Source organism: Ignavibacteriales bacterium (genome assembly GCA_016709765.1).
In the GTDB taxonomy this organism is placed as follows: domain Bacteria; phylum Bacteroidota; class Ignavibacteria; order Ignavibacteriales; family Ignavibacteriaceae; genus IGN3.
This window is the reverse complement of record JADJMD010000012.1, coordinates 202,056-214,932: the sequence shown is the minus strand read 5'-3', so window position 1 is coordinate 214,932 and position 12,877 is coordinate 202,056. Positions and strand designations below refer to the sequence as shown.

The following is a 12,877-nucleotide window of genomic DNA, read 5'->3' as shown; positions in this document are numbered from 1 at the left end:
TATTGATAGGACCGCTCTATATGCTAACAGATCAAATTATTATATAGTAAATTACTGGAGTGAGGCAGATTACACTATTGGACACATTGAAGGTGCAATTCAGTATACTCCTAAAGTAGCATTTAAACTTGCCAATGATCTAAAAACATTGCCTACAGATAAAATAATTGTTGTTTATTGTTATACTGGTCAAACTTCATCATTTATGGCTACATATTTAAGAGCTTTAGGTTATGATGCAAAGTCTTTGTCTTATGGAGCTAACAACTTATTCTATGATACTATGCCTGGTACAAAATGGGTTGATACAGAATGTAAAAACTTCCCAGTTGTTCAATAATTTTTTATTTATTTTAATATGCCTGAGGAGTTATTTATCTTCAGGCATATTTATTAAAAAGTGATTGAAGTTATTATGAGTGAAATGCTTGCAAATCAATATTTTATGGTAAGAAGATTTTTAGATGCAGAAACTGCATTTGAAAATGTTCTAGCTAATGATCCGTCAAACAGGTTGGCAAGAAAGAAGATGATAATTTGTTTAGTGCATAACAGAAAAATTAAAAAAGCTCTGGATTTGTTTTATAAAGTCATAAGCGAAGACATAACTATAATTACAAGCACAAACATTAGCGATGACGATTGTCCGTGTCCTGAAATCATCTCCAAATTTGAAAGTATAAGCGAACCAGAATTATCATTCCAATCCAAGTTAGAAATACTTGGTATGCTTTGGCTTTACTGCGATTACTATAAATCAATTCAGCAATTTGAAAAACTAAAAGAATTTAATCCGAAAGAACCGATCTACTCCAACATCCTAAAAGTTTATAAAGATTTCGTGATTTCAAAAATCAGTTAGCACTATTAGTTTATAAAAATTACCGCTCCAGGTCCCAACGGCAACTCCAATAAAAACCAAACTATAAAGAGCACAATCCAAATAATAAAAAAAGTAATTGTATAAGGGATCATTGTTGCAATCAAAGTTCCAATTCCAGTTTTCGGGTCATACTTACCTACAAATGCAATTATTAAGGCAAAGTAAGACATCATTGGTGAAATTATATTTGTTGTACTATCTCCAACTCTGTAAGCTGCCTGCACAACTTCCGGCGAGTAACCAAGCAACATGAACATTGGAATAAAAACCGGAGCCATTACAGCCCATTTAGCCGATGCACTTCCTATAAATAAATTTATAATTGCAGAAATTATTATAAATGCAATCAAAAGCGGAATAGGACCTAGTCCGGAAGATTTTAAAAGATTTGCACCTTCAACTGCTACAATCATTCCAAGATTTGTCCAATTAAAAAATGCAACAAACTGTGCGGCAAAAAAAACAAGAACAATGTAAGAGCCTAAAGTCTCCATCGATTTATTCATCCCTTTAATAACATCGTTATCGCTTTTAATTGTTTTCGCACCGATTCCATAAGCAATTCCTGATATTACTCCTCCAAAAAATATAAACGAAACAATGCCGCTTAAGAAAGGTGATTTAAGAATGCTGAACGTTTTTGGATCTCTCAAAAATCCGTTTTCAGGAATTATACCCAAAGCAATAATTATACTAAAAACTAAAACAGCAATCCCTGCATACCACAAACCTTTTTTCTCATCTTTGGATAATGGTTTTATCTCATCAGCTTTTTCTGATCCTTGATAAGTACCCAAACGAGGAATGACTATTTTTTCTGTAACCCAGGTACCTGCTGCCGCAATAAAAAATGTTGAAACAAACATAAAGTAATAATTTGCTGCTGCGTTTACTTCATATGCTGGATTTATAATATGTGCCGCTTCTTGTGTAAGCCCAGCAAGTAATGGATCAATTGTTCCAAGAAGAAGATTTGCACTATAACCACCAGAAACTCCCGCAAAAGCTGCTGCTAATCCAGCGATTGGATGTCTTCCTACAGCAAGAAATATTATTGCAGAAAGGGGAACAAGCAAAACATATCCAATTTCACTTGCTGTGTTCGATAGAATTCCTGCAAATACAATTACAAATGTTAAAAGATTTTTTGGAGCTTTTATTACAAGCAATCGTAAAACTGTGCCAATTAAACCGCTGTGTTCTGCAACCGCAATTCCTAGCAGTGAAACAAGCACCGTTCCCAATGGAGCAAAATTTGTAAAGTTAGTTATTAGATTCAAAATAATCCTATGCAGTCCATCAACAGAAATTAAACTCACGGGCTTAATCTCAAGTCCGGTACCCGGATGAATAACTGAAAAATTAAACAAACTAACTACCCACGAAAGCACAATTACACCAAAAGCAAATAATGCAAAAAGCGTTGTTGGATTTGGAAGTTTATTTCCTACATTTTCGATTATTTTTAAAAATTTTTCTACCACTTTATTGGATTTGGCAGTGTCTGTTGTCATATTTTTTCCTTGGATTATTTTAGAATGGTAACAAACAAATCTGATGATTTATTCCAATATATAAAAAATATTTTTATATATATTTTACAATCGCAAATGTTTTGTCAGACAGGTAACTCTTGTTAGTTCTAGTGAGATAATATTTGAGTAATTAATTTTCCAACACAAAGATTGGAAAGAAAACCGGTTAAGCACGTAATGTGGGAAAAAAATTATTCCGAAGATTTGATTAATTTTACCTTTCCATCAAAATCAGTTGTGATTATTTGATGATTGTTAATTGGAGTAACTGTGTTTACAAATCCATTAGAAATCTTGTGCTGCCAAATTATTTTACCAGATTCGGAATCGAGAGAGTAAATCATCCCATTTTTTGTTGGATAAAAAATTACACCATCTTTTTCTACAATTTGAGCAGAGCTTATATCATAACCGAATCCACAATTTGTAACCCACAATGGTTCTTTTAATTTTTCTGAAACTGGGAGAGCAAGAATAGAATCATTCATCGTACGTATAAAAAGTTTTTCTCCATCTTCAGATAACCCAACAGTTTCTCTAACTTTATATTTTGCAGTTCTCCAAAGCTGATTACCGGTTTCAATATTAATTGCAGTTAATTTTCTATCCGGTGCAGCAAAAAATACAATTCCATCTGATGCAACTGACCAGCAAGCAGCAGGGGAGTAAAATGTTCCGTTGCGATCACTTTTCCATTTCCAGATAAGCTTGCCTGTTTCAGCATCAAGACAATAAAAATGTTCATCCCAAGCACCAAATAAAATCTTATCATCGTAAAAAGCCGGTTTAGTTTCTATAAATCCGTTTAGACTTTTAAACTCCCAAATTAATTTTCCGGATTCTAAATCGATGGCTCTAAATATTTTATCACTTCCGCCAATGTAAACAACATCATCTTCAATGGTCGGGCTACCGAGAACTGCGGCGTTTGTTTTGTATTTCCAAATCAAGGTCCCATTTTTTGCATTCAAACAATAGATTGAACTATCCGCACTTCCAAAAACAACATAATTACATTTAACTGCTGATGTTGAGTAAATATCATTTTGCGATTTGAATTTCCAGTTGACAGAACCGTTTAACAAACTTAATGAGTAAAAATATCCTGAAGCATCGCCAATAAAAACGGAATTATTTTTTATAACAGCAGAAGAGCCAATCGTATAACCAGAATTAAATTCCCAAACAGTTTTTACGTTAGGATATTTTTCGTTTATAGAATAATCCGGACGAGATTGTTCAGTAATTAGTGCCTCATAGTTTCTTTGTTGCAATTTTAATGAATGCCAAAGTGTTGTTGATATGTTTGGAGTTCGCTCAGAAAAATAAATCGAATCGTTTTTAATTTCTGCAATTGTGTATCCGCCGATTTTTTCGTTTGCTCTTAGGTTTGATCTGCCCATTATCCCTTTAATTGATTCGAAATCATAAATTTTGTTTCTGTGTCCATGTCCAAATAGCGCAACTTGAGTGTTTATATTTTTTAAACGATCTAACATTTCATACCAATTATCAATCTCTTCATTAAGAGGATAGTGAGTAATAAAAATTATTGGTTGGTTTGAATTGGGTAAAGAAACGATCAATGAATCAAACCAGCGTAAATCTTCCGGCGCCCAATGTCCGTCAGCCATACGCATTCGGGGTCCTTGATGCAATCCGATGAAAAGAAATTTGTTAAACTCAAATGTAAAACGATCTTTACCCCAAAGCCTAATAAAATCAGTACTTCCTGACTCCGACCATTTTGTATCGTGGTTGCCGGGAATTATGTAGTAAGGTTTTTCAAGATTATCAAGAATCAGTTTTGCGAGTGATAATTCTTCTAAAGTTCCGGTTGCTGTTATATCTCCCGAAATGATTGTAAAAGAAATGTCATTTAAAGAATTAATATCATCAACACTTCTTTGTAAATCTTCTCCTGCAGTTGGATATCCAACGTGAATATCCGTTAACCATGCAAATTTTAACTCGGATTGGGAATATCCTATCGAAGTTAATACTATTATAATAAATGCTGATAATATTTTTTTCATAACTAGTGTCGTTTATTTAGGAGTAAAATAAATAAAAAAAAACCCCTTCAACCACAGAAGGGGTAATAATTAAGTATTGTATTATTTTATCAAAACCATCTTTTTACTTTGCTTAAAATTATTCGTAATGAGGGTATAGAAATATATTCCACTTGATACTTCACTTGCATTAAAACTAACAGAATAGTTTCCAGCAGCAAGATTATCATTAACTAATGTTGCAACTTCTTTACCGAGTATGTCAGTAACGATAAGTTTTACATTAGAAGTTTGCGGAACACTAAACTTAATTTGTGTACTTGGGTTAAATGGATTTGGATAATTTTGTTCTAACACAAATTCAGTAGGTGTTATCCCACTCACTGCTTCAACTTCAGTCGGACTGAAGGCTGCAGTCCTTAAATCATCAAAATAATAAGTGCCTGTGTTTGGATTTCCTGCAGAATATGTCAATTGGAAACTATCAAATTTTAAAGGTGGTTCAAATGTATTGTTTCCAATCCAGTTGCCAGTTTCCCCTAGTGATAAATCCCAGGTAACCAGTTTCCATCCTATCCAATCAATATCATACCATGGGCTAACTTCAAAATTACCAGGTGCGGTTTCTCTAACAGCAAATCTAAATCTGTTGTTTGAGCCATCACCAAAAAGAAAAACCTGCAATAAAGTAGTTGGCTGAAATGTAGGAGTGGAAGGAGAAAAATATTCTCTTATTAACCAATCGGATGCAGAGGTATCCCAGCCGTAATCCAATTGTAAAGATTTTGCACTGCCTGTGTTTGCATTTAATACTGCTGTTGAAGATTGGATAGAATTTAAAAATGGTAACACACCAATTGTGCTGCCTGAAACCGTTGGTTGCCACCAATTTCCTGTACCATTTTCATAACTATCTATAATTTGTTCTGAGAAATAATTCGAATTGCCTGTTGTAAATTCCACATTGTAATCTGTAGTAGTTGGATTACCAAAAATATCTTCAATACCAGCTTGAACTTTTATTGTATAGGCTTCATTTTCAACCAATGGTGTTGTTACAAAAAAGTTTAATACACCTTTTCCATTAACAACATAATATCTTAAAATTCCGTTTGCATTTGTTTGAGTAGAATTTCTTACAACTTTAAATCTGCTTGAGATAGTTGATGTTTTTAATGCTTCACTGAATGATACATTAATAACAGGCCTGTACTCAATATTAGCTGAACCCGGTGTTGGATATACATCCGCAACCTCAGGTGCCGTAATATCTGCAACTTTTGTTTTAATAGTTAATGTAAATGGATCACCGCCAACTCCGTTGCTGTCACCATCAAAGATATGTCCAAATTTTCCTTCGGCATTACCACCGATTGTAATATCGTATTGGGAATCAAAGTTAAAATTACTCGAGTTGATAGTTAAAGTTTGATCTGAGTTGCTCCATGCTGTTGTATACGACACTGCAGGAGTTATTGTAAGATTTGCTTCAACAGAAGTTTTATTCATCTGTCTTGTAAAGTTTAATACAACATTTTCCACTCCGGGGTACAAACTATCATTTTGTGCTGGAACAGTTGAAGCAATCCTTGGTGGAATATTTGAATATAGGTTTACATCTTTAAAAGTAAAAAATGTATCAGCCATTGTTATATCAACACTAAAAGGATCATAACCAGGTGCTGTTACTTGTAAAGTGTGCGTGCCTGGGGCAACTCCTTCAAAATAATAAAATCCATTTCTTAATAGATTAGGATCAGTCGAGTATTGATAAAAAAGTGATTCGTAAGTATCGGTTGTATCTACCTGACCAGCTAAAGAAACTAAAGCTCCATTGACGGCTAAACCAGACTCGAAATCAGTTATTATTCCTGCTGCTGTTCCTACATAAGGTCGTGGAATATTGTGGTAACTGAGTATAGTCCAGAACATTGTTTTAGCTTCTAATCTTTTCCAATTTTCATTCATATTTAATTGGTTTTGTTTTGGATTTGTGTGAAATCCGGCTTCGCTTAATTCTGATGCCATATTTGAGAGCCTGTTAACGGAAAGATAGGGAGTTGAGCCAGCAACTTGATAGAAATCTCTATCGCCCATTGCGCCACGAGTTGTGGTTCTCATTCCAGCGGTTAGCAAACCGATCATGATTTGAGACATTTTTTTACCACCATAAGGAGTTTTTTCAGGTCCGCCAATTCCAAGTTGCCCCCACATAATTAAAGTGCTGTTGGCAGAGCTACCCATTGTTGCTGCATCACTATGTATTGAATGGTAATGATCTGCTCCTAAACTATTAGCCTGTGTAGTTCTATCACTTAAGCCAACTACCTGTTGATCATCAGTTCTACAAATGTAAACTGTATCAATGTCAGTCCAATCTAAAAGCATTTGTCTTAAGTTCAATCCAACTCTAAGATTTTTTTTAGCTTCAGAGTATCCATAAATTCCAACGTTTTCATTCTGACTATGACCGGGATCTAAATAAATATTCCATCCTGCAAGACCTGTAACTTGCTGTGCAAATCCAACGGTTGAGAATGTAGAGGGAAAAACAATTAAGAATCCAGTAAATAAAATTTTTGTTAATATATTTTTTTTCATATTTAATTTCTCCATTACTCAATATTCATTAAATAAATTGAACCATCTTCCACTACATTAAACACAATAGCTTTATTGTCTGGCGTAAAGCAGGGATTCATTTCAATTTTATCGTTAGTATTAGTTAGATTAATTTTTTGTGTACCATCGGCATTGACTGAAAAAATATCTGAAGCGGTAAAGTTGTATCCATCATCCTTTGTGATTTCAAATACTATTTTTTTGCTATCAGATGACCATTGTGGTGCATTTCCGATCCCCAAATCGATCAGGTTGGTGCCATCTAAACTGATTACGAACATATTTCCACCAACAACTTTAAAAACCATTTTTGAGTAATCTGGTGAAGTTGAAAGGCTGATATATTGTGCATCTTTAATTGGTTCAAAAATTCGCTCTGAATTATCATTTAGATTTTTTACAATTAGCTTGTTGTTTTTTTCAAATACAACTAGACTGTTTTGATTAAAATTATTTTTGGATTTATCCGTGACAAAAATTTCATCATTTGTTTTTTCTGGTAAAAAGATTTTTGTATCGCCATCAGCCCATTGCGGTAAATAAGGCATTATAGTTTTGTAATTGGTAAGTTGTTTCGATTCATTTGTTGAGATATCAAAAACTTTTATTGCATTGTATCTTTTTTGGTTTTCATACTTTGCTACGCGTGTTAAAATTGATTTTGAATCAGAAGACCATTTAAATGCAAATCCTGCAGCCATTTCATCAGTTAACTGAATAGATTTTTTTGTTTGAAGATTATAAACCCAGATACCTAGATAATTATTTTTTGTGAAAGCAATATTTTTGCCGTCAGGAGAAAATACGGGATTTAAAACCGCATCTTCCATTGTTCCGCGTATAATCAGCTGGTAGTCATTTTGTGCAGAAATTAAAATCGAAAAGAAAAACAATAACGAAAAGAATAGTTTTTTCATCACTAAAAACCTGTAATATAAATTATAAATAAAGAGCAATGTTTCATGCTTATTTTCTATCGTTAAAATAAAAAAAAAATAACTTACAATCAGTCTATTTTCTTATTTATTGAAGTTATATTTTTGTCATACTTCAAATCAAACGGAATTAATGAATATGAAAAACTTAATAACAATTTTTCTGCAGCAGGGCAATCCAAAAGAAAACGAAAAAACTATAAAACGATTTAGTGAATCACCATTGGTAAAAGAAATTATTTTGATTTCGGGTGATGAAAAATTTTCATCTTTTGAAAGCGCTAAAGTTATTTTTTGCAAAAACTTTAACAGCAGTGATTCAGTTAATTTGATTGCAAAGTATTCATCAACAGATTATATATTAGTCATTCAAGGCGAGAAGGCTGTTAAACCAGGACAGTTTTGTTTGGATAGATTTTATCAGGTTGCGGAGAACACTGGAGCAGCTTTGGTTTATTCGGATTTTTTAGAAGAAGAAAATGGAAAGCCTATCACACATCCTGTCATTGATTATCAAGAAGGAAGTTTGCGTGATGATTTTGATTTTGGCAATTTGTTATTTGTTAGAACTGAATATCTAAAAAACATTTCGCTTAAAGATAACGGTAGTCTAAATTTTGCAGGTTTTTATAATCTAAGATTAAAACTTTCCCAGTATGCCCCTTTAATAAGAATTCCAGAAAATCTATACACAATTGAAAGTGCTGAGGAAATTGGCACAGAGGATAAACATTTTAGTTATGTTGATCCCAAAAACAGGGAAGTACAGATTGAAATGGAGAAGGTAGTTACACAGCATTTAATGGATATTGGTGCGTATGTTCATCCACCATTTAAAGAAATTGATTTATCAAGCACAAAAGATTTTGAACTTGAAGCATCGGTGATAATACCTGTTAGAAATCGTGTTAAGACTATTGGCGATGCAATTGAATCAGTACTTAAACAACAAGCAAATTTTAAGTTCAACTTGATTGTAATAGACAATCATTCAACAGATGGCACCACTGAAACCATTTCATCATTCGCAAAAAAAGATGAAAGAATTATCCATTATATTCCGGAAAGAAAAGATCTTGGAATTGGTGGTTGCTGGAATGCCGGTGTTCATCATCAAAAATGTGGAAGGTTTGCGATTCAATTAGACAGCGATGATATTTATAAAGATGAAAATACAATACAGACAGTGGTTGATTTATTCCATACTGAAAAGTGTGCAATGGTAATTGGATCATATCAGATAACTGATTTTGATCTTAAAGAATTACCGCCGGGTTTGATTGAGCATAAAGAATGGACCAATGATAATGGACCAAATAACGCGCTAAGAATAAATGGACTTGGAGCACCTCGCGCTTTTTATACTCCTTTGTTACGTGAGATAAAAATACCCAATGTGAGTTATGGAGAAGATTATTCTGTCGGATTAGCAATTAGCAGACAATATAAAATAGGAAGAATATATCATTCAGTTTATATGTGCAGAAGATGGGAAGGAAACTCTGATGCGCAGTTAGATATTATAAGAATGAATGCAAACAATGTTTATAAAGATAGAGTTCGTACTTTTGAGCTTTTAGCACGTAAAAAGTTAAATTCTGAACTTGAATGAATATAACAAAAGACCATTAACAGTCAAACTATAATAACAATTGACTTTAGAAACTAATTTATTTACTTTTTGTACGAAAATTTAATCAATTTTAATTTTGTTCTGATTAATAATTGTCTGAGAAAAAAGAATGCTTAGGTATTCTTTATCAGAACTACTCCCCAAAGCTTAGAGACTAAAATTAGGAGTAATGTCATATGAGAAGATTGCTACTGATTAGCATACTCGCACTAAATATTTTTTCAATACATTCCTTAGCACAAGTAGGTAAAATTACTGGCAGTGTTAAAGATGCCTCGACTGGTGAGGCCTTAATAGGTGCCAATGTGTTAATAGAAGGTACCACAATTGGTGCTGCCACAGATATTGACGGATATTTTGTAATTCTTAGTGTTTCCCCACAAACGTACAACTTAAAAGCATCAATGGTTGGATATGCACCAAGTACATATAAAGATGTACGCGTAAGTATTGATCAAACCACGGAGGTAAATTTTAATCTTTCATCGAACACATTTCAGACTGAAGAAGTTGTGGTGATAGCTACTACGCCAATAGTTCAAAAAGACGTTTCTTCAAGTCGTGTAAACTTAAATGTGGAAGAAATTGAAAATCTGCCTGTATCAAGTATTTCTGGAGTAATAGGTTTACAAGCCGGCGTTAGAAGCGGATTGGAAATAAGAGGTGGATCAGCGAATCAAACTGCTTTTTTAGTAAATGGTGTTACTCTTAGAGATGAAAGAGATAACTCTCCATTTACCGGTATTAGCTACTCTGCAATTGATGAAGTCCAAATTCAAACAGGTGGTTTTAATGCAGAGTATGGAAATGTTAGATCAGGATTGATAAATGTGGTTACTAAAGAAGGATCAAGAGATAAATATTCTTTCAGTTTAATAAGTCGCTACAAAGGTGCTTCTCAAAAGCATTTTGGAATGTCACCACACGATCCAAATTCATATTGGATTCGTCCATTTGTTGATGGGCAGGTTGCATGGTTTGGAACAGAAGCTCTTGACCCTAATACTGGTTTACCGGTTTGGGATACATATACTCGAAATCAGTTTCCTCAATTTGACGGGTGGATAGCTGTCGCTGAAAAAACTTTACTAGATGATGATCCCACAAACGATCTTACTCCTGAACAAGCTCAAAAGATATTTTTGTGGCAACATAGAAGAGTTACAGATATACAAAATCCAGATTATGAAATTGATGCTAGTTTTGGTGGCCCTGTTCCATTTGCACAGTCATTAGGAAATTTAAGATTTTTCCTTTCATACAGGCAAAGTGAAAGTATGTATGTTGTTCCTTTATCTACAGATGGAGTAAATGATAAGGTAGGACAATTAAAAGTTACCTCTGATCTTGGTGAAGGTAAAAAACTCATGGTTCAAGGTTTAATCAGCAAGGTAAATGGAACCAACGATAATAATGCTGGAGTTGCCGGAATTTTCAGATCTCCCGAAAGCATCGGAGCTGTGATGAACCGAGTAAGTTATATTGATGCTAGAATATTTGCTCCTGACTATTGGGCACCAAGTACAATTGATTATTTATCTTTTGGTGGTAAGTTTACTAATGTAATTAACCCTTCAACTTTGTATGAAGTTACTTTAAGTTCGTTTACATCCGAATACAGTACAAATCCAGGCAGGATCAGAGATACATCAAAAATATATAATGTTGGTGGAATTTTACTAGATGAGGCACCATTTGGATTTGCTGATTATCCTTCAACAGGAATAAATGGATTAAGGATGGGCGTTGGTTTCAGTAACTCTCGTGATAGTAGTGCAATCACCGTTTATTCCGCAAAAGTTGATTTTCAAAGTCAGCTAGATAATATTAACCAATTCAAGGCTGGAGTTGAACTAAATTATACCGATAATAGAGTTAATTATGGATCAGTTGACAAATTCCTACCAAGCGGTCGTTCCAGATCAACGTGGAGCAATTTCCCGATTCGTGGTGCATTATATGCTCAAGACAAACTAGAATTTGAAGGTATGGTTGCCAATGTTGGTGTTAGATTAGATTATTCTGACCCTCAAGGTGACTGGTATGAATATGACCCATATAATAAAGCGTTTGCTTCAGAAAATTCACTTGGCCTCGATACTTTGCTCACAAAAATATCAGTGGATAAGCAACTAGATATTAGTCCAAGAGTTGGAATTTCTTTTCCCATTAGTGTTGATAGTAAACTTTATTTTAATTACGGACATTTTAGACAAATGCCCACACCAGAAAATTTATTCTTGTTAAGAAGATTTTCTGATAATAATGCTGTAACTAGAATTGCAAATCCTAATAATCCTTTACCTAAAACCGTTGCTTACGAATTAGGATACGAGCAAAATTTGTTTGATGAATTTTTATTGAGAGTTGCGGGTTATTACAAAGACGTTTCATTGCAATCCAGATTAGTTACTTACATTAGTAGAGATAATAAAGTAAGCTATTCTAGAACAGAGCCAAATAATTATCAGGATGTTAGAGGATTTGAATTAACTCTTTCAAAAAATAGGGGTGACTGGGTTCAGGGGTTTATAAATTATACTTATGATGTTAGAAGTGCTGGAAATTTTGGATTTGGAATTTATTATGAAAGTGCTTCATTGCAAAGAAATTATGAGACTACTACTACATCCGTTTATCAAGAAAAACCTATCCCACGTCCATTTGCAAATGCAAACATAGACCTTTTTACACCCAGTGATTTCGGACCTCAAGCAGGAAGTCTTTCTTTATTAGGTGATTGGAGAGCAAGTTTTGTTGCTTCCTGGACTTCAGGTTATTTCTTCTCTTGGGCTGGCGGCGGAAGTGTTCCCGGAATTGAAAATAATGTTCAGTGGAATGATTTCTGGAATGTGGATTTGCGCATTAGTAAAACATTTAGACTTATGGGCGTAAATCTTCAAATTTTTGCAGATATTAATAACTTATTTAACTACAAATATATGACCACTTATGGTTTTGTTGATAATAATGACTACCTGGCTTATATGAAATCTTTACATCTACCAGCCGAACAGTTTGATCAGCGATTCGGATATACAAATATTCCTGGCAGCGATATACCTGGTGATTATAGAACTGGTCCATATATCCCATGGGATGATAACGCATCACAAAGTCAAAAAGATGAATGGACAAAAAATAAATCATATATAGATATGCCTAATCAGGAGTTCTTTGCATTCTTAAACCCAAGGGATATTTATTGGGGATTAAAATTATCTATAGATTTTTAATTTGATATTAGAGGAATA

8 protein-coding genes are annotated in these 12,877 nt (G+C 33.7%); 4 read left to right on the top strand and 4 right to left on the bottom strand.

The genetic code is table 11. From position 1 onward, the window contains the following. Position 1 precedes the first annotated feature (1 nt). Complete coding sequence (locus tag IPJ23_06855; protein MBK7630402.1) at positions 2–340, top strand: rhodanese-like domain-containing protein; 339 nt, start codon at positions 2–4, stop codon at positions 338–340. Between the two features lie 60 nt (positions 341–400). After that, entirely contained in the window at positions 401–862 is a 462-nt protein-coding gene (locus tag IPJ23_06850) for a hypothetical protein (protein ID MBK7630401.1), read from the top strand. Between the two features lie 5 nt (positions 863–867). Here the strand turns inward: IPJ23_06850 and IPJ23_06845 are convergent, their stop codons facing one another. The 4 genes from IPJ23_06845 to IPJ23_06830 all read right to left on the bottom strand — a co-directional run bounded on the left by IPJ23_06845 (position 868) and on the right by IPJ23_06830 (position 7,972). Then, complete coding sequence (locus IPJ23_06845) at positions 868–2,397, bottom strand: AbgT family transporter (GenBank protein ID MBK7630400.1); 1,530 nt, start codon at positions 2,395–2,397, stop codon at positions 868–870. Positions 2,398–2,609: 212 nt separating this feature from the next. After that, a complete protein-coding gene (locus IPJ23_06840; GenBank protein ID MBK7630399.1) occupies positions 2,610–4,454 on the bottom strand; it encodes a PQQ-binding-like beta-propeller repeat protein in 1,845 nt (614 codons plus the stop codon). Positions 4,455–4,535: 81 nt separating this feature from the next. Further along, the gene (locus IPJ23_06835) at positions 4,536–7,034 is read right to left on the bottom strand and encodes an Ig-like domain-containing protein (GenBank protein MBK7630398.1); all 2,499 of its coding nucleotides are present in this window, start codon (positions 7,032–7,034) and stop codon (positions 4,536–4,538) included. Positions 7,035–7,048: 14 nt separating this feature from the next. Then, complete coding sequence (locus IPJ23_06830; GenBank protein ID MBK7630397.1) at positions 7,049–7,972, bottom strand: PD40 domain-containing protein; 924 nt, start codon at positions 7,970–7,972, stop codon at positions 7,049–7,051. A 157-nt stretch (positions 7,973–8,129) separates the two neighbouring features. Between IPJ23_06830 and IPJ23_06825 the strand changes: the two genes are divergently transcribed. Together IPJ23_06825 and IPJ23_06820 are read left to right on the top strand one after the other, a co-directional pair. Continuing rightward, on the top strand, positions 8,130–9,602 hold the full coding sequence (locus IPJ23_06825; protein MBK7630396.1) for a glycosyltransferase family 2 protein: 1,473 nt from the start codon (positions 8,130–8,132) through the stop codon (positions 9,600–9,602). A 197-nt stretch (positions 9,603–9,799) separates the two neighbouring features. Beyond that, positions 9,800–12,859 carry a TonB-dependent receptor gene (locus IPJ23_06820; GenBank protein ID MBK7630395.1) on the top strand — a complete coding sequence of 1,020 codons (3,060 nt, stop codon included), beginning with the start codon at positions 9,800–9,802 and terminating at the stop codon, positions 12,857–12,859. Positions 12,860–12,877 lie beyond the last annotated feature (18 nt).

Excerpts from the sequence above, each read along its gene's own strand:
- IPJ23_06845 (MBK7630400.1), bottom strand. The coding sequence starts at position 2,397 with ATGACAACAGACACTGCCAAATCCAATAAAGTGGTAGAAAAATTTTTA.
- IPJ23_06840 (MBK7630399.1), bottom strand. The coding sequence starts at position 4,454 with ATGAAAAAAATATTATCAGCATTTATTATAATAGTATTAACTTCGATA.
- IPJ23_06835 (MBK7630398.1), bottom strand. The coding sequence starts at position 7,034 with ATGAAAAAAAATATATTAACAAAAATTTTATTTACTGGATTCTTAATT.
- IPJ23_06830 (MBK7630397.1), bottom strand. The coding sequence starts at position 7,972 with ATGAAAAAACTATTCTTTTCGTTATTGTTTTTCTTTTCGATTTTAATT.
- IPJ23_06825 (MBK7630396.1), top strand. The coding sequence starts at position 8,130 with ATGAAAAACTTAATAACAATTTTTCTGCAGCAGGGCAATCCAAAAGAA.
- IPJ23_06820 (MBK7630395.1), top strand. The coding sequence starts at position 9,800 with ATGAGAAGATTGCTACTGATTAGCATACTCGCACTAAATATTTTTTCA.